Origin of the sequence: Rahnella sp. PAMC25617 (assembly GCF_050606005.1) — a bacterium.
In the GTDB taxonomy this organism is placed as follows: domain Bacteria; phylum Pseudomonadota; class Gammaproteobacteria; order Enterobacterales; family Enterobacteriaceae; genus Rahnella; species Rahnella variigena.
In genome coordinates, this window is sequence record NZ_JBOCUM010000012.1 from 41704 (window position 1) to 62144 (window position 20441).

Annotated in this window: 19 protein-coding genes; 9 read left to right on the top strand and 10 right to left on the bottom strand. The window is 53.7% G+C overall.

The window, feature by feature from the left end; all coding sequences use genetic code 11:
• Positions 1 to 204: 204 nt before the first annotated feature.
• The 4 genes from ACM615_RS15220 to rhtA form a co-directional block, all read right to left on the bottom strand.
• A complete protein-coding gene (locus ACM615_RS15220) occupies positions 205 to 882 on the bottom strand; it encodes an anti-sigma factor (RefSeq protein ID WP_431012129.1) in 678 nt (225 codons plus the stop codon).
• Positions 879 to 1460 carry a sigma-70 family RNA polymerase sigma factor gene (locus tag ACM615_RS15225; RefSeq protein WP_112289416.1) on the bottom strand — a complete coding sequence of 194 codons (582 nt, stop codon included), beginning with the start codon at positions 1458 to 1460 and terminating at the stop codon, positions 879 to 881. The genes ACM615_RS15220 and ACM615_RS15225 overlap by 4 nt, the downstream gene beginning before the upstream one ends.
• A 64-nt stretch (positions 1461 to 1524) precedes the next feature.
• On the bottom strand, positions 1525 to 2088 hold the full coding sequence (locus tag ACM615_RS15230; RefSeq protein WP_095922755.1) for a fasciclin domain-containing protein: 564 nt from the start codon (positions 2086 to 2088) through the stop codon (positions 1525 to 1527).
• Positions 2089 to 2317: 229 nt separating this feature from the next.
• Positions 2318 to 3226: a threonine/homoserine exporter RhtA gene (gene rhtA, locus ACM615_RS15235; RefSeq protein ID WP_369964440.1), complete on the bottom strand. Its 909-nt coding sequence runs from the start codon at positions 3224 to 3226 to the stop codon at positions 2318 to 2320.
• A 486-nt stretch (positions 3227 to 3712) separates the two neighbouring features.
• Between rhtA and ompX the strand changes: the two genes are divergently transcribed.
• Positions 3713 to 4240, top strand: coding sequence for an outer membrane protein OmpX (gene ompX, locus ACM615_RS15240; protein WP_112289432.1), 528 nt, complete (start codon positions 3713 to 3715; stop codon positions 4238 to 4240).
• 166 nt (positions 4241 to 4406) lie between these two features.
• Here ompX and ACM615_RS15245 read toward each other — a convergent pair whose 3' ends face one another.
• The 3 genes from ACM615_RS15245 to ACM615_RS15255 are packed head-to-tail and all read right to left on the bottom strand — an operon-like array spanning position 4407 to position 6468.
• Complete coding sequence (locus ACM615_RS15245) at positions 4407 to 5171, bottom strand: molybdopterin-dependent oxidoreductase (RefSeq protein ID WP_129639003.1); 765 nt, start codon at positions 5169 to 5171, stop codon at positions 4407 to 4409.
• Positions 5164 to 5805: a cytochrome b/b6 domain-containing protein gene (locus ACM615_RS15250; protein ID WP_113877500.1), complete on the bottom strand. Its 642-nt coding sequence runs from the start codon at positions 5803 to 5805 to the stop codon at positions 5164 to 5166. Before ACM615_RS15250 ends, ACM615_RS15245 begins: the two co-directional genes overlap by 8 nt.
• 39 nt (positions 5806 to 5844) lie before the next feature.
• Positions 5845 to 6468, bottom strand: coding sequence for a hypothetical protein (locus ACM615_RS15255; RefSeq protein WP_112289412.1), 624 nt, complete (start codon positions 6466 to 6468; stop codon positions 5845 to 5847).
• 213 nt (positions 6469 to 6681) lie between these two features.
• On the opposite strand from ACM615_RS15255, the gene ACM615_RS15260 reads away from it, so the two are divergent.
• From ACM615_RS15260 to ACM615_RS15280, 5 genes are all read left to right on the top strand, one after another.
• Positions 6682 to 7356 carry a heavy metal response regulator transcription factor gene (locus tag ACM615_RS15260; protein ID WP_113877501.1) on the top strand — a complete coding sequence of 225 codons (675 nt, stop codon included), beginning with the start codon at positions 6682 to 6684 and terminating at the stop codon, positions 7354 to 7356.
• Complete coding sequence (locus ACM615_RS15265) at positions 7349 to 8782, top strand: heavy metal sensor histidine kinase (protein WP_240783308.1); 1434 nt, start codon at positions 7349 to 7351, stop codon at positions 8780 to 8782. The genes ACM615_RS15260 and ACM615_RS15265 overlap by 8 nt, the downstream gene beginning before the upstream one ends.
• A gap of 236 nt (positions 8783 to 9018) precedes the next feature.
• Complete coding sequence (gene eptB / locus ACM615_RS15270) at positions 9019 to 10695, top strand: kdo(2)-lipid A phosphoethanolamine 7''-transferase (protein WP_431012130.1); 1677 nt, start codon at positions 9019 to 9021, stop codon at positions 10693 to 10695.
• Positions 10696 to 10839: 144 nt separating this feature from the next.
• Positions 10840 to 11949: an endonuclease/exonuclease/phosphatase family protein gene (locus ACM615_RS15275; protein ID WP_431012131.1), complete on the top strand. Its 1110-nt coding sequence runs from the start codon at positions 10840 to 10842 to the stop codon at positions 11947 to 11949.
• A gap of 5 nt (positions 11950 to 11954) precedes the next feature.
• Complete coding sequence (locus tag ACM615_RS15280) at positions 11955 to 12881, top strand: LysR substrate-binding domain-containing protein (RefSeq protein WP_129639001.1); 927 nt, start codon at positions 11955 to 11957, stop codon at positions 12879 to 12881.
• A 23-nt stretch (positions 12882 to 12904) separates the two neighbouring features.
• Here ACM615_RS15280 and leuD read toward each other — a convergent pair whose 3' ends face one another.
• Both leuD and leuC read right to left on the bottom strand, forming a co-directional pair.
• Positions 12905 to 13513: a 3-isopropylmalate dehydratase small subunit gene (gene leuD / locus ACM615_RS15285; protein ID WP_129639000.1), complete on the bottom strand. Its 609-nt coding sequence runs from the start codon at positions 13511 to 13513 to the stop codon at positions 12905 to 12907.
• On the bottom strand, positions 13500 to 14930 hold the full coding sequence (leuC, locus tag ACM615_RS15290) for a 3-isopropylmalate dehydratase large subunit (RefSeq protein WP_431012132.1): 1431 nt from the start codon (positions 14928 to 14930) through the stop codon (positions 13500 to 13502). The genes leuD and leuC overlap by 14 nt, the downstream gene beginning before the upstream one ends.
• 170 nt (positions 14931 to 15100) lie before the next feature.
• Between leuC and ACM615_RS15295 the strand changes: the two genes are divergently transcribed.
• The gene (locus ACM615_RS15295; RefSeq protein ID WP_431012133.1) at positions 15101 to 15976 is read left to right on the top strand and encodes an alpha/beta fold hydrolase; all 876 of its coding nucleotides are present in this window, start codon (positions 15101 to 15103) and stop codon (positions 15974 to 15976) included.
• Between the two features lie 75 nt (positions 15977 to 16051).
• Here ACM615_RS15295 and ACM615_RS15300 read toward each other — a convergent pair whose 3' ends face one another.
• Entirely contained in the window at positions 16052 to 18106 is a 2055-nt protein-coding gene (locus tag ACM615_RS15300) for a choline transporter (protein WP_112289408.1), read from the bottom strand.
• A gap of 235 nt (positions 18107 to 18341) precedes the next feature.
• Here ACM615_RS15300 and betI point away from each other — a divergent pair, with 235 nt between their 5' ends.
• Together betI and betB are read left to right on the top strand one after the other, a co-directional pair.
• Positions 18342 to 18923, top strand: coding sequence for a transcriptional regulator BetI (betI, locus tag ACM615_RS15305; RefSeq protein ID WP_112289407.1), 582 nt, complete (start codon positions 18342 to 18344; stop codon positions 18921 to 18923).
• A gap of 44 nt (positions 18924 to 18967) precedes the next feature.
• Positions 18968 to 20437 carry a betaine-aldehyde dehydrogenase gene (gene betB, locus ACM615_RS15310; RefSeq protein ID WP_431012134.1) on the top strand — a complete coding sequence of 490 codons (1470 nt, stop codon included), beginning with the start codon at positions 18968 to 18970 and terminating at the stop codon, positions 20435 to 20437.
• The last annotated feature ends 4 nt before the right edge of the window (positions 20438 to 20441 follow it).

Consider the following 20441-nt stretch of genomic DNA (forward strand, 5'->3'; position numbering starts at 1 on the left):
GCGGTCAGATATTATTAAATGTAAGCTGACGTGTGGGGATATATATCCTGGCTCTGGTTTCAACGGAAGCCGTCATTTATTCACTGAAAACGATTTATGCACAGAAAATAGTTACTGGCATAAATTATTCTTTTGAAAACATAACGGCAGGAAAAGCCTGCCGTTTTATATTTCATAACGTCTATCGCAGGGTATCGCAGTGAATCAAAGTGCCAGAGCACCGCTGTACAGCACTGCACCTGTCGGTTGTCCGGTCGGTGAGCCTCCGCGCGGTTCCAGACTGATTGCCAGCGTATAACCCGGATCAGGCATCTTTTCCGCCAGTGCCAGTTGTGTCGGTTGTTGTGTATTCAGCAGACCGAGCGAGCGGGGTTTGCCGCCCGGCGGAATGGCCCACAGTTCCAGGCTATGGTTGTCGGCGATACCTTGCGCCTTAAGCGGCGTCAGCATCAGGCTGCGGGTACTCATATCCACGCTCACCACCCATTGCCCGTTCTGCGCACCGGCACTGCTGGCGAGAACAGCCACCGGTGTCGGCGTTTCAGGTTGCACCAGAAGGCGCGGGATGAGTAACAGCGCCGCAAGCCCGGCGGCCAGCGCCCAGCCAAGATATGTGCGCACCGGTCTTTTAACGGGAACCGGTAATCTGGCCGGTTGTAATGCAAGGTTGTGCTGAATGCGCTTCCACACCGAAGCGGGCGGAATGACCGGGACAATCTGATTATCCAGTTGTGTGAAAGCTTCCTGCCAGCGGGCGACTTCAGCCGCCAGTTCAGGATCTTCCCGCATTTTTTGCTCGAACTGAATCCGCGCTGCGCCGCGTAAGGTGCCGAGCGCATATTCAGCCGCGAGGGCAGCATGATAATGGCTTCTGCTTTTCATAGGCCTGCGCAGCTCTTTAAGTGATCCAGGGCGCGACGGATCCAGCTTTTAATCGTCCCCAGAGGTTGTTGTAAATGCGATGACACCTCACCGTGTGACAGGCCCTGATAATAGGCAAGAGTCAGGCTTTGTCTCTGTTCGGCGGGAAGGTGCGCGAGACAGTCGGCCAGTATTTTGGCTTCGCTGTCCTGCTGCAACCGTTGTAAGGGTTCATCGTGGTCGCTGGCATCGTTTTCTCCCAGGTTGTCATCCAGTTCTTCTAACTGGTTGTCGCTCCCGCGCATCCAGTCGATAGCGCGGTTGCGGACAATATGGGTGAGCCAGGTCATCGGGGAACTCAGCGCCGGATTATACGACCCGGCACGGTTCCACGCGGTGATATAGCTGTCATGCAACACTTCTTCTGCCCAGGCATGACGTCGCAGCATTCTCAGCGCGACGGCAAACAGCCGGGGGGACGTCAGACGGTACAATTGCTCAAATGCCTGTCGATCGCCAACGGCCATGGCGCTCATCAGTTCTCGCTGTACTTCCTGTGCTTTCTCTGGTGTTGGCTTAACTAAAAAATTGTCATGCATTCGCCCGTCCTGACTTACTGAGGTGCTGTTTCATAAAGAAATCATGCCCTCAGTATAGTCGGTATTATTTTGGCATCAGGACGGTATCAATGACGTCGATCACACCGTTCTTCTGCTGGACGTCATAAGTACTGATATTGGCGACATTCCCTTTGCCATCTTTCAGCTGAATATTGTGCGGGCCATTATTCATGATCCACAGCGGCTGGCCGTTGACGGTTTTCAGTTCCGCCGTGCCGTTGCCTTTTTTCAGCAGTTTTTCCAGATCTTTCATTTCATACTTACCCGCCACCACGTGGTAGGTCAGGATGCTGGTCAGCGTGGCTTTGTTTTCCGGTTTCACCAGATTGTCGACAGTCCCGGCTGGCAGTTTAGCGAAAGCGGCGTTGGTCGGCGCAAACACAGTGAACGGGCCTTTACCCTGCAACGTATCCACCAGACCCGCCGCTTTCACGGCGGCGACCAGGGTGGTGTGGTCTTTCGAGTTCAGGGCATTTTCTACGATATTTTTAGAAGGATACATTTCAGCGCCACCGACCATGGTGGTGCTTTGGGACATCATTGCAGCCATTGACGCGGTGCTCAGCAGAAGAGATGCACAGATAGCGGTACGGAGTAATGTTTTCATGATGTAGTCCTTTGTCGTTGAGTAGGTAAGGTCTTGCCTCACATCTATACATACGAACGGACCCCCGCTTTTGGATGCAGGAAAAACGATAAAAAATCGAAATTAATGAAAGTAATTTGCAATGCATTGATAAAAAAGAATAAACAGAAAAGAACAAACAGAAAAGAAAAAGCCACGTCGGATGAACGTGGCTTTTTGACAGAAAAACGCAGGGCTATTTGCCGAAAGGCTATTTACCGGAAGGATTATTCCCGGCGATATCGACCGTTTCTATTTTTGTTTTACGCTGAATCGTCAGCGTCGAACCGGCCGAGGCTGCGATAATTGCCGCCAGCCCAAGCCACTGCGTTCCTGTCAGAAACTCGCCGAGGAAGATAATGCCGGAAAGCGCCGCCATCGCCGGTTCCATGCTCATCAGCGTGCCGAAAGTTTTAGCGGGCAGTTTGGTCAGCGCCATCATTTCCAGTGAATAAGGAATAGCTGACGTGAGCAGGGCGATCAGCAGGCCCAGCGGCAGGATCTCCCAGCTGAATATGGAGGTCTTCGCCTGGATGACACCGACAGGGAAGAAGATCAGTGCGGCAATCAGCGAGCCCATCGCGGCAGTGCCGGGGCCGTAGCTGCTGCCAGCTCGTTGTCCGGCAAGAATATAAATCGCCCAGCACGCACCCGCAATCAGCGCAAAACACGCGCCTTTGAGATCAACACCGCCCGCGCTCTGGCCGAGCGGCAGCAGGAACAGCAATCCGGTGACGGCCAGCACGACCCAGATAAAATCGACGGGTCTGCGTGAAGAAAACATCGCCACGGCCAGCGGGCCGGTAAATTCCAGTGCAACGGCAATGCCCAGCGGCACGGTGCGCAGTGCCAGATAAAAGGAATAATTCATGCAGCCCAGTGCCAGACCATACATCAGCAGTGAACGCAGATTGCCGCCGCGCATTTTCAGGCGCCACGGACGGAAATAGAGCAGCAACAGAATCGAGCCGATACCCAGTCGCAGCGCGGTGACGCCTTGTGGCCCGACTACCGGGAACAACGTTTTGGCCAGTGACGCGCCGCCCTGTAATGAGAGCATGGCGATCAGCAGCAACAGGATCGCCACCAGGGGAGACGCTTTTTTAGGTAACGCCGGGATCGGGGGGCTGTTGTTATTTGTCGCAGGCGGCAGAGTCGTCTGCGTTTCCGGCGTGTTCTTTCCTGAATGAGTCATCCTTTGAGCCTTTTGAGGTGATTCCATAAATTCAGAATCTTTTAGATTTATAGTTTTGAAAAGAAAGGTAAAGCAAGGTCAGTGTAGAGGGAAAGCGGGACAGAAAAAATCCTGATAAAAAGTTTTTTTCAGAACGTGTTTTTTTAAAAGAAGCGAAAAAACGCCTGAAAAGTGTCCATTTTTTGTCCAGATAATTAGGAATTATCTGCTAATTTCAAAAAGTTCAATAAGTTTATCTTATAGTTTATTTGACGAAAATCCCAATTAAATTAGATGGATAGGGTGTGCTGGAAACTTCCTGTTACACCATATGATGCTTTGGACATCTTAAATGAGGCAGAGTTTCACACTAGTTTTTGTTATATTTTGGAACGTGAAGGTTACTTTGGTTTCTTATTTGAGGTGGTTATGATGAAAAAAATCGCATGTCTTTCCGCATTAGCTTGTGTAGTTGCACTGGGCGCATCAAGCGCATTCGCTGACACCAGCACCGTTACCGCTGGTTATGCTCAGGGTGATATGCAAGGCGTTGCTAACAAAGCAAACGGCTTCAACTTAAAATACCGCTGGGAACAAGATAGCAACCCACTGGGCGTTATCGGTTCTTTCACCTACATCGAAGATGACAGCACACCGGCATCTGGCGACTACCGTAAAGCACAGTACTACGGTCTGACTGCTGGTCCAGCTTACCGTCTGAATGACTGGGCTTCCATCTACGGTGTTGTGGGTGTGGGTTACGGTAAAACTCAGTACAACGAATCAGCGGCATCTACTAGCCGTGAAAAATACGATTCAAGCGATTACGGCTTCTCTTACGGTGCTGGTCTGCAGTTCAACCCAATCCAGAACGTTGCTCTGGACGTGTCCTACGAACAGTCCCGCATCCGCAGTGTTGATGTTGGTACCTGGATCGCAGGCGTGGGTTACAGCTTCTAATTCTTCGCCCTGCGTAACGCTTTGTCGTTACACACCCGCGAAAACAAAAACCGCTCAACTGAGCGGTTTTTTTATGACTTTTTTTCAGCGGGTAGTGGAGACGGGAGCGTTATTTGCAGCTTGGCCGCTTACGAGGGGAAGGCCGGGAGGGGGTTTAGCGGGCAACTCAAATCCCGCTGTACCAGTTATATCCCTGATCTTCCCAGTAGCCGCCGGGATATTCGTTGGTAACGAAAATCGCGCCGATGTGTTTGGCGTTTTTGAAGCCGAGTTTGGTGGGCATTCTCAGGCGTAACGGGTAACCGAAATCCGGCGGTAACGGTTTGCCGCCAAAATCCAGCGCCAGAATGGTTTGCGGATGCAGCGCCGTCGCCATATCGATGCTGGAATAATAACGGTCGTCACATTTGAATCCGACGTATTTAGCGGTCAGATCTGCGCCGACGTGCTGTAAAAACGTTTTCAGCGGCACGCCTTTCCACTGACCAATTGCGCTCCAGCCTTCAATGCAAATCAGACGGGTGATCTGACTTTCCTGCGGCAGTCGCTGTAACTGTTCCAGCGTCCACGAGGCTTTCTTTTGAACCAGACCGGAGACTTCAAGCCGGTAATTGGGAATGTCTATTTCCGGCACGTTGTATTCCGGATAATAAGCATTGAAGCGGAACGGCGTGGTGATCTGGTCAGCGCGATAGGTTTGCGCTAGTTTTTGTCCGCTGAACAGCCAGCCTTGCACGCGGTCATTCCAGCGTGACATCGCCCACAGCACTTTATCGACTTCGTCACCGTCCTGCAGATTACAGCCGGTGAGCATTGATACCGCGCCCAGCGTGAGACCGCCACGCAATAACATGCGGCGCTGAATATTGACCAGTTGCTTGCGCTGATCGGGCTCAAGAATAATTTTTGGCCGGCGTGATTTATCACTCATCGGCGCTTTCCTCCGTACTTATTTTTTTGCCGCCGGTTAGCATCGCCACGAAGGTTTTTGGCACCAGCAGAACCATCAGTACGTGAATAATGACGAACAGCATCACGCCGCTCATCGCAAAAAAATGCACATAACGCGCGATATCAAAACCGCCAAACAACCACACCAGACCGCTGAACTGTACCGGTTTCCAGATGGACAAACCGGAAAGCAAAAGCAATACGCCGAGCAACAGCACGCCGCTGTACATCAGTTTTTGCACGGCGTTGTACTGCCCGAGTTTGTGGGGAAGTTTGAATGTAAGCGCGCGAACGGTATCGCGCCAGACGGAGCGCGGCGAAAAGGGGTAAAAGTCGCGGCGGAAATGGCCGCTGAACATGCCCCACAGCACATAGAAAAGGGCATTGGCCGCCAGCAGCCACATGACTGCCAGATGCCAGGCGATGTTGCCGCCCAGCCAGCCGCCGAGGGTCGTGCTCTGGGGAAAGGTAAACGAGAAAATCGGGTCGGCGTTATAAATCCCCCAGCCGCTCATTACCATGCCGATCATTGCCAGCAGATTAATCCAGTGACAAATGCGCACCGGCCAGGAATGCACCCTGCGTTTGCGAAGTGGAGAGGGCTGAGGTTTCACGGAAAAACTCCTGTTGTCCGGTAAGGCCGTCAGGCCGGATTACATTGGTGGCGTAACGCCGTCTTTGCCCGCAGAAATGCCGCGTGCAACCAGGGAGCCTTTGTCATCTTTCATCGCGAACAGCACGACTTTGGTGCCCGGTTTCAGCAGACTGCGGTCACCCGGTGCCAGCAGAACGACCGGTACATCGTCAGGAACGACAACGGTTTTCTCTGCATCATGGTATTTCACAGTCAGCGTGCGGCCATTGCTGTTAACCAGTTTGCCGACGGTGCCGTTGGTCATGGTGTTGATTTTGCCGTCCGGCGATTCAAACGGATTGAAACCTTCGCCGCTGCCGCGCAGGCTTGGCGCAAATACGTGAACTTCCAGCGCTTTCAGTGTGCCGTTGGCCTGAGGTACTGCCGCCGTACCGATGAAGCTGTCGGCTTTGATATCGCTGATCTGGCCTTTGGTGACGGAGTTGATACGGGTTTTATCCGTCAGCTTAACGTCGAGCTTTTCGCCCTGACGGGTGGTGATTTGTACTGATGAGTCATTAACAGAATCAATGGTTCCGCGTGTTGGTTTGATCACGTTATCGGCGGCAAAAGCTGATGCCATTGTGCTGCTCATCAGCAGTGAACCCAGTAACAGACCCGCAAGACGTTTGGTGGTATTCATTATTAACTCTCCAGTTTCCGGCGTTATTTCATTTGGTTAGAAGAATCACTGACCCTGCCAGTGATGAATGGCTTCCTTAAGAGTGGACGATAAACCGGGATTGGCTGATGACAAATTGATGACAAAATTGTCATCAAAGGTGTCTGGCGAAACTGATAAACTTCCCCATGAATCATTCTTTGGGAGAATGGTATTGCGGCGCTGAGGGCCTGAATGCGGATACTGGTGATTGAAGACGATGTCAGTACAGGCGATTACCTGAAAAAAGGGCTGACCGAAGCCGGTTACAGCGTCGATCTGGCGCGTAACGGGGCCGATGGCCTGTTTCTGGCGCTGGAAGAGGGCTATGACACGGTGATCCTCGATGTCATGCTGCCCGGCCTCGACGGCTGGCAGGTGATGGAAGTTCTGCGCAAGAAAAGCGACGTGCCGGTGCTGTTTCTTACCGCACGTGATGAAGTGCAGGATCGCATCCACGGGCTGGAACTGGGCGCTGACGATTATCTGATCAAACCGTTTTCCTTTACCGAACTGGTATTGCGTATCCGCACGTTGCTGCGCCGTCCGGCAGCGCGTGAGCCGGATATTTACTCGGTCGCTGACCTGCATCTGGATGTGCTGCGCCGTCGCGTAACCCGTCAGGATCAGACCATCGCGCTGACCAATAAAGAATTCATGTTGTTGCAGCTGCTGATGCGTCGCGAAGGCGAAGTGCTGTCGCGCACCATGATCGCCTCGCAGGTATGGGATATGAATTTCGACAGTGATACAAACGTGGTGGATGTCGCCATTAAGCGTCTGCGCGCCAAAGTTGACCGTGGCTTTGAGCTGAAACTGATCCACACCGTGCGCGGCATCGGCTACGTCTGTGAAGTGCGCAATGACTGATTTAACCTCCGCTAAAAAGCCTGCACGGGCCATGTCGCTGACGCTGCGCGCCACATTACTTTTTGCGCTGCTGGCCTCGCTGGTGGTCAGTGCCGTGGGCTTTTATCTCTACTATTCGATGGACAAAGAACTGGTGCGCCGTGCGGATTATCAGGTCAGCGGGCGCGTGCAGTATTTTCGCCATCTGCTGGCGAATGAATTCCCGCTGTCACAGCTGAGCCGTAATCCCGGCCTGTTTGAAAATATGCTCGGCAATGAGCGCGATATTCTGACCTTCAGCCTTTCCGGTGAACCGCCGTTAATCAACGTCAATCCTTCACACCTTGTTTTGCCGCCGTTTGCCGCGGTCCCCGAAGGGCAGCCGCTGACGCTGAAAACGGTTCACGGGCAAAAGGCGCCAGATGGCACGCCGGTGCGTTTTGCCCGTGCTGCGGTAAAAATTCAGGACGGACGCACGGTTGAAATTACCGCAGGCCATTTCATGACCGAAGAATCGCGCCTGTTAGAAACCTTCCGCTGGGAAATTATTGGCGCAGTGTTGTTTTCGTATGTGCTGATTGCCGCACTGGGTTATCTGGTCATCCGCCGCGGGTTGAGGCCGCTGCGCAATATGGCGCGGGAAGCGACGCAAATCCATCCGGCCAGCTTATCGACGCGCCTGAGTACCGACAAAGCGCCGCAGGAATTACAGCAACTCATCCTTTCTTTCAACGATATGCTGGAAAGGCTGGCGGAAGGTTATCAGCGCCTGACGCAGTTTTCCGCTGATCTGGCCCATGAAATCCGCACGCCGGTGGGCGCGCTGATGGGGCATTGTCAGGTGGCGTTGTATCAGCCACGCACGGTTGAAGAATATGAAACGCTGCTGGCTAACAATATGGAAGAACTGGAACGCATCTCGCGGATGGTCGAAAACATCCTTTTTCTGGCGCGTGCTTCGGATGCGCGGTCGGTTCTCACCATAACCAGCATTGATGTTTCATCAGAAATTACGCGTATCCAGGAATATTTTGAAGGGCTGGCAGAAGAGCGGGAAATGACCCTGCATGGCGAGGGGCGCGGTGTATTACACGCGGATGCTATTTTGTTCCAGCGTGCGCTGAGTAATCTGGTTGCCAATGCGGTGCGTTATGGCCGTGAAGGAACCGAAGTGGTATTACGCGCCGAACCTCATGATAAAGGCATGGATATTCACGTTATCAGTCAGGGCGATCCGATACCGGCAGATAAGCTCGGAAAACTTTTCGACCGTTTCTATCGTGCAGATGCATCGCGCAGTGAAGGTGGCAGTTCCAGCGGGCTCGGTTTATCGATTGTTCAGGCCATTATGGCGCTGCATCAGGGCAGTGTCAGTGTTGAAAGTTCAGCGCAGGGAGAGACGCGCTTCACGCTGTCCTTTCCTGATACGGGTCACAAAGATTCTTAATAATTGCTCAACAGATTTCAAAAAATGAGTCGGAAAAGTATGAAACCCACATTTCTATGGCTTTGAAACATAAGCAATTCGTTAATTTTGTAACATTATCACATTGGAAGTCACCAATGACTTTGAACGATTATAGGCGTTCCGGGGTCTGAATTGTCCTAAGGAGCAGGTTCCATCCTCCGGTACGAGCGGTCTTTACGACGTAAACAGACTCACAAAAGAGCCATTTATTTCTAATGCATAAATTACGAACACTTTCGCAACAGAGCATCTCTTTGTTCATTGCACTTTATCTTGGGATTTTACTGAACCTTCCGATCTTCTTCCGTCGTTTCGAGCAGCTGCATTATGACAATGCGTTGTCCATTGCTGTTGAAGCGATCGCCTGTTTCGCGCTGGTCTACTTCCTTTGTATGTTGCTGTCTTATACCGGAAAAACCGTTTTCCGTGTGCTGATGACGGCCATTGTTATTTCCTCCGCTGCCGCCAGCTATTACATGATCCTGTTCAACGTCGATATCGGTTACGGTATTTTGGCGGCGGCGCTGGCATCGGACTCGATTGATTTATCGAAAGAATCTGTCGGAACGCACTTCATCGCCTGGACGGTTCTGGTCAGCCTGATCCCCGTTCTGCTGTTGTGGCTGAGCAAAATGCCGGGTGCGGCGCTCAGACAAACAACCTTTAAAAAGCTGGCGGTGAGAACCGTGCTGCTCGCGGTTTCCGGGCTGATTTGTTATATGCCACTGCGTCTGATGGGCAAAGTGCAGGATCGTCACGACATCGTCAATAACCGCATGATGGCGAGTTATGGCGGCGTGGTGGCTGGTACGTATTCGCCGTCTAACTGGCTCTCAGCGCTTGGACTTTACACCTACAGCAGCTACAGCAAAGCCGAAGACAACAAAAACCTGTTCGATCCGGCCAAACATTTCACTTACACCGCACCGGCTGATGCCAAAGATATGTATGTGGTGTTTGTGATCGGCGAAAGTGCGCGTCGTGACCATATGGGGCTGTACGGCTACGACCGTGACAACACGCCGAATCTCGACAAAGAGAAAAACCTGGTCGCGTTGCAGGGCTATTCCTGTGATACCGCCACCAAACTTTCCCTGCGCTGCATGTTTGTGCGCGAGGGCGGAGCCTCTGAAGAACCGCAGCGTACCCTGAAAGAAGCTAACGTGTTTTCCGTTCTGAAAAGCAATGGCTGGAGCTCTGAGCTTTATTCCATGCAAAGCGAAGCGTGGTTCTACAATAAAACCCGCGCTGACGATTATTCACTGCGTGAGAACATTGCCTCTGAGAAGCGTAATGCCGGTAAGCCGGTGGATGACATGCTGCTCATCAACGAAATGAAAGATTCGATGAACAATCATCCGCAGGGTAAGCACCTGATTATTCTGCATACCAAAGGCTCGCATTATCTTTATTCCGACCGTTATCCGCGTTCTTTCGCCAAATATAAGCCGGAATGCATGGGTATTGATGATTCCTGTTCTACGGAAGAGATGATCAACGCTTACGACAACTCGCTGTTGTATACCGACTATTTCCTGTCGCAGGTGTTTGATCAGCTGCGCGACAAGAATGCGATTGTGTTTTATGCCTCCGATCACGGTGAATCGATTTCCAAAAGTATGCATTTCCACGGCACACCGCGCGATCATGCGCCGATTGAGCAACGTACTGTGCCGATCATGGTCTGGGCGTCAGACAAGTTCCTGTCAAACGACCAGAACAAAGCGGGCTTCGAACAGTTGCAGAAAATGGCCGCTGAAAAGAAACCGGCTTTCCATGAAAAACTGTACGACACCATTCTGGGCTGTATCGGTTACACCTCGCCAAATGGCGGGATTGTCGAGCAACACAACTGGTGTCATGTGCCTGATCAGGCCGCCGCTGCAAAATAATTACCGCTAAAAATGCCGCCTTTTTCGGAACAATGGAAAGGGCGGTGACATCCTTCTGGTCGCCCTCCGTTTTTTAAGTCACAATCGGTTAACAAGGTATTGAGAGTTTCTCTTCTGCTATTTTTTTATCAGGGTCGATAACCGATGCATGCTTTTCGAATTACCCTTTGTGTCCTGACGGTCATCATGACCTTGCTGACGCTGCTGCCTTTTTCCCGCAATCAGCGCTGGTGGGTACGGGTCTGGGATTTCCCGCGTTTGCAGATGGCAACGTTGTGTCTGCTATTTCTGCTGACCGAGCTGATGATCATGCCGTTAAGCGACGGAATTTCCACCACAATCATTATTTTAACGGTGGCTTGTATGGCCTATCAGAGCTGGTGGATTTTGCCTTACACCCCCTTTTACCGGGTGCAGGTGAAGAAAACCGTCTCCGGCAGTCATTCACGTATCAAAATCATGAACAGCAACGTGCTGACCACCAACCGCAAAGCCGGTGCGCTGATTGCACAAATACGCGAGCATCAGCCGGATATTCTGGTGTTGCTGGAAACAGATCAGTGGTGGGAAGACCAGATGGCGGTGCTGGACGCGGATTACCCGCACAGCCTGCGTTGCCCTCTGGATAATCTCTACGGAATGCACGTCTATTCCCGTCTGCCGATGCATTCGGCAAAAATTCAATTTCTGGTGGCAGACGATATTCCGTCGATGCATTTTCGCGCCGAACTGCCTTCCGGCGAACAGGTGGTGATGCACTGCCTGCACCCGATGCCGCCAAGCCCGACGGAAGCCGACGAATCCACTGACCGCGATGGCGAGCTGGTTGCCGTCGGTCATACGGCGGCGAAAGCGACCTATCCGACGATTGTGACCGGTGACCTGAATGATGTGGCATGGTCTCGCACCACGCGCCTGTTTATGAAAGTCAGCGGCCTGCTCGATCCGCGCCGTGGCCGGGGTATGTTCAATACTTTCCACGCCAGTTATCCGTTCCTTCGCTGGCCGCTGGATCACGTTTTCCATAGCAAAGATTTCACGCTGGTCAGTCTTCAGCGTCTTGAGTTTATGGGGTCGGATCATTTCCCGATCCTGGTGGAACTGGCGCTGACCCCTTGTGAGGGGCAGGATCAGGAACCGCTGGAAATCGATGAGGAAGACCTCGACGAGGCGGAAGAAAAACTGGCTAACGCCGGGGTGAAAAGCACTGATGTACACCGGGCGGAAAAGCTCAACATGCCTGTCTGCGGGTAATCACTATGACAAGTGAACGCGATCGTCTGCCACTGGCAGAAGATTTACGGGTGTTTCTGGCGGTGGTAAATAAACAAAGTTTTGCCGCTGCCGCCACTGAGCTCGGTCAGTCTCCGGCCTATGTCAGCAAGCGGATCCAGATCCTTGAAGAGTCGCTGAATGCCCGTCTGCTGCACCGTTCCACACGGGGTGTGCGCTTAACCGACGAGGGTGAAAGAGCCCGCCGCTGGGCGCTGCAAATTCTGGATAACTTCGATCAGTTTATCGGTGACCTGTCAGACTCCCGCACTGAACCGCGAGGCAATGTGCATATTTGCAGCTCGTTCGGTTTCGGGCGTTGTCACGTTGCACCTGCGGTGGCTGAACTGGCGGAACAGTATCCGCTGCTGAATCTGCGACTGGATTTATTCGACCGGGTAGTGGATCTGGTCGCCGACGGGATCGATTTGGAAATTCTTGTCGGTGACGATATTCCCGAGCAGCACATCGGTAAAAAGCTGGCGCAGCATCAGCGTATTTTGTGTGCGTCTCCGGCATATCTGGCCGCGCATGGCGTGCCGGAGTCAACGGATGCGTTGGCGCAGCATCAGTGTCTGGTATTAAAAGAGCGCGATAACCCCTTTGGCATCTGGACTCTCACCGCCAGAGACAAAGAGGTTCGCGCCCGTGTAAAAGGGCCGCTTTCATCGAACAGCGGCGAAGTGGTTCTGCAATGGGCACTGAAAGATCACGGCATTATCCTGCGTTCAGAGTGGGACGTACGTCCTTATATCGAACGCGGTGAACTGGTTCAAATATTGCCAGACTATTCGCAACCCGCCAGCGTGTGGGCGGTTTACCCGACACGCCTTGCGGATTCTGCCAAGCTGCGGGTTTGCGTCGAATTCCTTCAGCAGCGGTTCAGTCAGTTACTGACCTGGCGCCGTTTTTAGAGGGCACATCAGATATCTGTGGCTCAGGCCAGCCACGGATTTTTTTGCAGATGTGACTGCTGAAACTGACGAATGTCCTCGCTGTACCGCAGCGTATTACCGACAGCATCTAATCCGTTAAGCAAAGAGAGTTTGCTCAGCTCATCAATGGCAAAATCAATCACGTTGCCGTTATGCAAAACAATCTTCTGCTGTGGCAAATCGACGGTGATTTCGTTGCTGACCGCGAGAGTCACTTCCTGTGCGACCTGTTGCCACTGTTCAGGACTCAGCTGTACCGTCAGTACGCCGTTACGCTGGCAGTTATCGAAAAAAATCCCCGCAAACGTCGTGCCGATCAAGGCACGGATCCCCAGCTGTTTTAATCCCCATACCGCATGTTCGCGACTGGAGCCGCAACCGAAGTTCGGCCCGACCAGCAGGAATCTGGCATTCTGCCAGTCAGGCTGATTGAGGATAAACGCCGGATCCGGAGAACCGTCCGCCAGAAAACGCAAATCGAAAAATACCCCGTGATCTAACCCGTTGCGGTCGATGCCTTTTAAAAATTGCTTCGGCATGATCACATCGGTATCGACATTCGCGGCGGGTAACGGCGCAGCTACGCCGGTTAGTACGTTAAAAGCCTGCATTGTTTTCTCCTTCCAGTTCCCGGATATCGGTCAGATGACCGGAAATTGCCGCAGCAGCTACCATTGCCGGGCTCATCAGATGGGTACGCGCTCCCGCGCCCTGGCGGCCTTCGAAATTACGGTTGGTGCTGGAGGCACAGCGGTCGCCCGGCGAAAGCACATCATCGTTCATCGCCAGACACATCGAGCAGCCCGACTGACGCCATTCAAAACCTGCGCGGGTGAAGATCTCCGCCAGACCTTCCTGCTCGGCCTGCGCGCGAACCTGACTGGAACCGGGTACGATCATCGCACGAACGCTGGGGGCGACGGTTTTTCCACGAACCACTTCGGCGGCAGCGCGTAAATCTTCGATGCGTGCGTTAGTGCAGGATCCGATAAAGGCATGACTTATGTTGATGCTGTTCAGCGGCTGACCAGCGCGCAGCCCCATGTATTGCAACGCACGCTGTAAATCCTTGCGGCGCGAGGCATCGGATTCTGCCAGCGGATCCGGCACCTGGCCGCTGATTGCCAGCGCCTGATCCGGGCTGGTTCCCCAGCTCACCATCGGCGCGATTTCTGCGACGCTCAGTTCAACTTCGCGGTCGAAAACGGCGTCCGCATCGCTGTGTAACTCACGCCAGACATTCACCGCTGCCGACCATTGCGGGCCTTTCGGCGCACGCGGTTTGTCTTTCAGGTAATCAAAAACTTTGTCGTCAGGTGCCATAAATGCCCCGCGGGCACCGGCTTCAACCGCCATATTGCACATCGTCATACGGCCTTCCACACTCAGCGCGTCGATGCCTTCACCGCAAAATTCAATGGCGTAGCCGGTGGCTCCCGCCGCACCGATTTTTGCCACCAGCGCCATGACCACGTCTTTGGCGGTTATACCTCTGGCGAGCGTACCGTTAACGGTGACCCGCAGGGTTTTCAGGCGTTTATAAACCAGCGTCTGGGTCGCCAGAAGGTGTTCGATTTCCGAGGTGCCGATACCAAATCCGAACGCGCCTAATGCGCCGTATGTGGTGGTGTGGCTGTCTCCGGCGGCAATCACCATACCCGGCAAAATAAAGCCCTGTTCGGGGGCGACAACGTGCTCAATCCCCTGACGGCTGTCGAGAATATCGAACAGCTCAATGCCAAATTCCTGGCAATTTTCTGCCAGATAGGAAACCTGACGCGCGCCACCGGCGTCCGGCATCTGGCGCGTACGCAAGGGTGCCGTCGGGTTGACGTGATCGACCACCGCCAGCGACGTTTTCGGACGCCATACGCGGCGGCCTGCTTCACGCAATCCGCTGAAGGCCTGCGGGCTGGTGTATTCGTTAATCACCTGCCGGTCGATGTAGAGCAACACGTGGCCTTTATCGTCGAGCGTACGCACGGTGTGGCTGTCGATATGTTTTTCGTATAGCGTTCTTGGCTTCATTGCATTGCCCTGATAAACGAAGTGGATAACGTCAGCGTCGCAAACTCACGCGTATCGGGCAACGGGCTGAGTGTGGAGCGTTAAAACACGATCCGTGAAGCGGCAATCTCCACTTGCGGCCTTGTTGCCGGTTCATCAGCGACTAAGATGGGTAAAAAAGGAGAAAACCTATGTTTGAACATTTTACCCAAAGGCGGATGGCCGTTAACGGCACCGAAATTGCCTGCCGCATTGCCGGTCAGGGGGAACCGTTGTTATTGCTGCACGGACACCCGCAGACTCAGGCGATCTGGCATAAAGTCGCGCCTTATCTGACGTCTCAGTTCACCGTGGTACTTGCCGATTTACGCGGTTATGGGGACAGCGGTAAACCGGAGCCGGATGCGGAGCATCTGCGCTACAGCAAGCGCGAAATGGCACAGGATCAGTTTGAGCTGATGGCCGCGCTCGGTTTTAATCAGTTCAGCGTGGTCGCTCACGATCGCGGTGCCCGTGTGGCGCACCGGCTGGCGCTGGATCATCCGCAGGCGGTGAAGCGGCTGGTGCTGATGGATATCGCTCCGACGCTTTCCATGTATCGCCAGACGACTGAAACCTTCGCCCGCGCTTACTGGCACTGGTTTTTCCTGATCCGCCCGGCACCGCTGCCGGAAGCATTAATCATGGCCGATGCCGATCTCTATCTGCGCAGCGTAATGGGCAGCCGCAGCGCCGGTATGCAGCCTTTCACCGAAGAAGCTTACGCAGATTATTTGCGTTGTCTGCAACTGGATGGCACGGCACGCGGGATTTGCGAGGACTACCGCGCGTCGGCGGGTATCGATCTGCAACACGACGAAGCGGATGTGAATGCAGGCCGCAAAGTGAAGTGTCCGCTTTTGGTTCTGTGGGGGGAACAGGGCACGGTGGGGAAATGTTTTGCGCCGCTGGCGGAGTGGGAAAAGGTGGCAGAAAACGTGCAGGGTGAGGCGCTGCCTTGCGGGCATTACATCGCCGAAGAACAGCCGGAACTGCTGCTGGAAAAAGTCCTGCCATTTTTACGTTAAGCGCACGTTTCCGGACATAAAAAAACCCGCATTACGCGGGTTTTTTGTGAGGTCGTTGTTATCAGGTTTACGTGATTAAACCGGCTGTTCCGGGAAGGTCAGGGTATTCCCCGGCGCTTCGCGGTTAATGTGCAGGAAGTTCAGATGACGTTCGTACTGATCCAGAATGTCATTGATTACCTGATGTTTGGTGAAGTCCATCAGGTCATTGCCCTGCGTACCTTCCAGCAGGAAGGTTTCCAGACGGTAATAATTCGATTTACCCGCACGTGCGCGATAGGTAAAGGCAGGGACGGCATAACGCACCGGCCAGATCTGATACACAAAGTTCTGTTCTTCGCCCAGCGCCACCTGCAATTCCAGCGGCCCGATTTTCTCGTCTTCCTGTGGCTCATGTTCGTTGAACGTCACTTTCGCCCCGCGCAGTTCCAGTTCCTGCGCCACTTCCTGCATCGCCGGACGGCAGACGGTATCCATCATTTTCTGCGTATGGCGCGTGCCCGGATAGTTCATCACCCGTGACAGACGCTGTTTCCAGTTCAGCGCCGCGTCGCTGGTTGAAGGCATCGGCGCCAGATTCTGCTGGGTGCTGGCGCGGCGGTAATCTTCCAGCCGCAGCGATTTATATAATCCGGCCATGATGAAGAAAATCACAAAGCTGAACGGCAGCCCCATAATCACCGTGGTGTTTTGCAGCGCGGAAACGCCGTCGGTCATCAGCATCCCCAGCGTCAGCACGCCGATGGTGACTGACCAGAAAATCCGCAGCCAGTTCGGCGCATCGTTATTAATGTCCGCCAGTTTTGAGGTGAAGTTACCCAGCACCAGTGAACCGGAATCCGCCGAGGTGACATAAAACAGCAGGCCGGTGATGGTGGCGACAGAAGCACTCAGCGTAAAACCGGGATACTGCGCCAGCAGGCTGTAAACGCCGCGCTCAGGGTGCGCAATCACTTCGTTGGCGAAATCCAGATTGCCGTGCAGGATCTGATACAGCGCACTGTTACCGAAAATCGACAGCCACAACAGGGTGAAGACAAACGGAATGATCAGCGTACCGAGCACGAACTGACGGATGGTGCGCCCGCGTGAAATACGCGCCAGGAACAGGCCGACAAACGGCGACCAGGCCACCCACCATGCCCAGAAGAACAGGGTCCAGCTGTTCATCCATTCCGTCGGACGATCAAACGCAAAGGTATTGAGCGTCATGCCCATAAAGCGGTTGATGTAATCCCCGATGTTGAGCACCAGCGCATTGAGCAGGAATTCGGTATTGCCAAAGAACAGCAGGAACAGGATCAGCCCCAGCGCCAGCAGCACGTTGAGTTCCGACAGAATTCGGATGCCTTTATTCACGCCAGACGTGACCGATACCGTCGCCATGATCACCGAAAGCAGGATCAGGGCGGCCTGAACGGTCAGGTTTTCCGGAATATGGAACAGCACTTTCAGCCCGTAATTGAGCTGCACCACGCCAATACCGAGCGTTGTCGCGATACCAAAAATGGTGCCGACGACGGCGGCAATATCCACGCTGTGACCGATCGGGCCGTTGATGCGTTTGCCGAAAATCGGGTACAGCGCCGAACGGATGGTCAGTGGCAGGTTATAGCGGTAGCTGAAATAGCCCAGCGCGATCCCCATCAGCGCATACATTGCCCAGCCGGTCAGGCCGTAGTGGAACAGCGTCCAGGTCATTGCCTGTCGTGCGGCTTCCAGCGTCTGGCCGTTACCTTCCGGCGGCAGCATGTACTGCGTTACCGGTTCGGCGACCGAGAAAAACATCAGGTCGATGCCGATCCCGGCGGCAAATAACATGGCCGCCCAGCTCATCATGCTGAATTCGGGTTTGGATTGTTCAGGGCCCAGTTTGATCGAGCCGAAGCGCGAGCAGGCTATGAACACTACAAACACGATGTACAGCGTCGCCGCCAGCATGTAATACCAGCCAAATGTAGCAGACACCCAGTTGAGGGTCAGGCTGATCCATTTTCCCGATAAATCGGTGAAGAAAATGGTCATTAGTGTGAAGGCTAAAATCAAACCTGCGGAGGTGAAGAACACCACCTTGTTGAGCTGGTCGCGAGGTTTTTCGCTCTGTTTATCTGTCGTATCGGCAATTGCCATTTTTTCCCCTGCCTTGCTAATTAATCACTGTTTTTCAATAAATTGGCTTCTTACCAACTCCAAAATTCATACAAATTACTAACGTATTGGTAATAAAATATATGCATTTTTAATTGAACGTTCAATCAAAAAAAAGTTAAATAGGTGGCGTAAGAGCGTTAACAAGGTTGTACGAAAGCGTAAAAAAACGGTTTTTAAGCGCGTTTCAACCCGCTCATTTTCAGGAGCCGGAACCATGCCCAAAGTAGGAATGCAGCCGATAAGAAGGCAGCAATTGATTGAGGCAACCCTGGCGGCGGTCAACGAAGTCGGGATGCACGATGCGTCGATTTCGCAGATCGCACGCCGTGCAGGCGTCTCCAACGGCATCATCAGTCACTACTTTCGTGACAAGAATGGGCTGCTGGAAGCGACCATGCGTTATTTGCTCAGTCATTTGGGGGAAGGGGTGCAGTTGCGGTTAGCGCAGCTGACAGATACTGCACCGACGGCGCGACTGCATGCGATTGCAGAAGCCAATTTTGACGACAGTCAGACCAACAGCGCGGCGATGAAAACCTGGCTGGCCTTCTGGGCGAGCAGCATGCATCACCCGCAGTTGTACCGTCTGCAACAGGTCAACAGCCGCCGGCTCTATTCAAACTTATGTTCTGAATTCAGACGTTTTCTGCCCAAAAGTGAGGCACGTCTGGCGGCACAAAGCACCGCCGCACTGATTGACGGCCTGTGGCTGCGCGGCGCACTTAGCGGTAAAGAATTTAACCGCGCCGAGGCGATGCAAATCACCCGCCGCCACATCGAATCGCAGCTCACATGAGCCAGGCAGAAAACCTTCAGACCGCACAGACCGAGGAGAGATTTATGTCCCGCTACGGCACGCAAAAACTTTATATCAACGGACGTTTTCAGGACAGTACCGGTGATGAAACCTTCGATGCAGTGAACCCGGCCAATGGCGACGTGATTGCCACGCTGCCATCCGCCACGCACGCCGATGTCGATCTGGCGGTGAAATCCGCGCAGAAAGGCCAGAAAGTCTGGGCGGCAATGACGGCCATGAGCCGCGCACGTATTCTGCGCCGCGCCGTGGATATTCTGCGTGAATGCAACGACGAGCTGGCGGCGATTGAAACCGCCGATACCGGCAAGCCGCTGTCGGAAACGCTGGCGGTGGATATCGTCACCGGCGCAGACGTGCTGGAATATTACGCCGGGCTGATCCCTGCCATTGAAGGCCAGCAAATTCCGCTGCGCGATTCTTCCTTCGTGTATACCCGCCGCGAGCCGCTGGGCGTGGTCGCAGGTATCGGCGCATGGAACTACCCGATTCAGATTGCGCTGTGGAAATCCGCACCTGCGCTGGCGGCAGGAAACGCGATGGTGTTCAAACCGAGCGAAAACACCTCGCTGACCGCACTGAAACTGGCGGAAATCTACACCGAAGCGGGCGTGCCGGACGGCGTGTTCAGCGTAGTCACCGGTGCAGCCAGCGTCGGCCAGGCGTTAACCGATCATCCTGATATCGCCAAAGTTTCGTTCACCGGCGGCGTTAAAACTGGCAAGAAAGTCATGGCCAGCGCGTCGGCGTCCACGCTGAAAGAAGTGACGATGGAACTGGGCGGCAAATCTCCGCTGATCATCTTTGAAGACGCGGATCTCGATAAAGCGGCTGACATCGCCATGATGGCGAACTTCTACAGCTCCGGCCAGGTGTGTACCAACGGCACCCGCGTGTTTGTGCCAAAAGCACTGCACAAAGCGTTTGAAGCTAAAGTTCTGGAACGCGTGAAGCGTATTCGTCTGGGCGATCCGACTGACGAAAACGTCAACTTCGGCCCGCTGGTCAGCTTCGCACACATGGAATCCGTGCTGCGTTACATCGACAGCGGCAAGCGTGAAGGCGCGACGTTACTGACCGGCGGCGAACGCGTGACTTCCGGCGAATACGCGAAAGGCGCTTATGTCGCCCCGACGGTCTTTACCGACTGCCGCGATGACATGCTAATTGTCCGCGAAGAAATCTTCGGACCGGTGATGAGCATTCTGACGTATGAAAGTGAAGAGGAAGTGATCCGCCGCGCCAACGATACCGAATACGGTCTGGCTGCCGGGCTGGTGACGCAGGATCTCAACCGTGCGCATCGTGTTATTCACAAACTCGAAGCCGGGATTTGCTGGGTCAATACGTGGGGCGAATCGGCGGCAGAAATGCCGGTCGGCGGCTATAAGCACTCCGGCGTTGGTCGTGAAAACGGCGTCACCACGCTTGAGCATTACACCCAAATCAAATCCGTGCAGGTCGAACTGGGCGAATTCAGCTCAGTCTTTTAATCCG

Coding starts and splice junctions, on each gene's coding strand:
- ACM615_RS15220 (WP_431012129.1), bottom strand. CDS start 882: ATGAAAAGCAGAAGCCATTATCATGCTGCCCTCGCGGCTGAATATGCG.
- ACM615_RS15225 (WP_112289416.1), bottom strand. CDS start 1,460: ATGCATGACAATTTTTTAGTTAAGCCAACACCAGAGAAAGCACAGGAA.
- ACM615_RS15230 (WP_095922755.1), bottom strand. CDS start 2,088: ATGAAAACATTACTCCGTACCGCTATCTGTGCATCTCTTCTGCTGAGC.
- ompX (WP_112289432.1), top strand. CDS start 3,713: ATGAAAAAAATCGCATGTCTTTCCGCATTAGCTTGTGTAGTTGCACTG.
- ACM615_RS15245 (WP_129639003.1), bottom strand. CDS start 5,171: ATGAGTGATAAATCACGCCGGCCAAAAATTATTCTTGAGCCCGATCAG.
- ACM615_RS15255 (WP_112289412.1), bottom strand. CDS start 6,468: ATGAATACCACCAAACGTCTTGCGGGTCTGTTACTGGGTTCACTGCTG.
- ACM615_RS15260 (WP_113877501.1), top strand. CDS start 6,682: ATGCGGATACTGGTGATTGAAGACGATGTCAGTACAGGCGATTACCTG.
- ACM615_RS15265 (WP_240783308.1), top strand. CDS start 7,349: ATGACTGATTTAACCTCCGCTAAAAAGCCTGCACGGGCCATGTCGCTG.
- eptB (WP_431012130.1), top strand. CDS start 9,019: ATGCATAAATTACGAACACTTTCGCAACAGAGCATCTCTTTGTTCATT.
- ACM615_RS15275 (WP_431012131.1), top strand. CDS start 10,840: ATGCATGCTTTTCGAATTACCCTTTGTGTCCTGACGGTCATCATGACC.
- ACM615_RS15280 (WP_129639001.1), top strand. CDS start 11,955: ATGACAAGTGAACGCGATCGTCTGCCACTGGCAGAAGATTTACGGGTG.
- leuD (WP_129639000.1), bottom strand. CDS start 13,513: ATGCAGGCTTTTAACGTACTAACCGGCGTAGCTGCGCCGTTACCCGCC.
- leuC (WP_431012132.1), bottom strand. CDS start 14,930: ATGAAGCCAAGAACGCTATACGAAAAACATATCGACAGCCACACCGTG.
- ACM615_RS15295 (WP_431012133.1), top strand. CDS start 15,101: ATGTTTGAACATTTTACCCAAAGGCGGATGGCCGTTAACGGCACCGAA.
- ACM615_RS15300 (WP_112289408.1), bottom strand. CDS start 18,106: ATGGCAATTGCCGATACGACAGATAAACAGAGCGAAAAACCTCGCGAC.
- betI (WP_112289407.1), top strand. CDS start 18,342: ATGCCCAAAGTAGGAATGCAGCCGATAAGAAGGCAGCAATTGATTGAG.
- betB (WP_431012134.1), top strand. CDS start 18,968: ATGTCCCGCTACGGCACGCAAAAACTTTATATCAACGGACGTTTTCAG.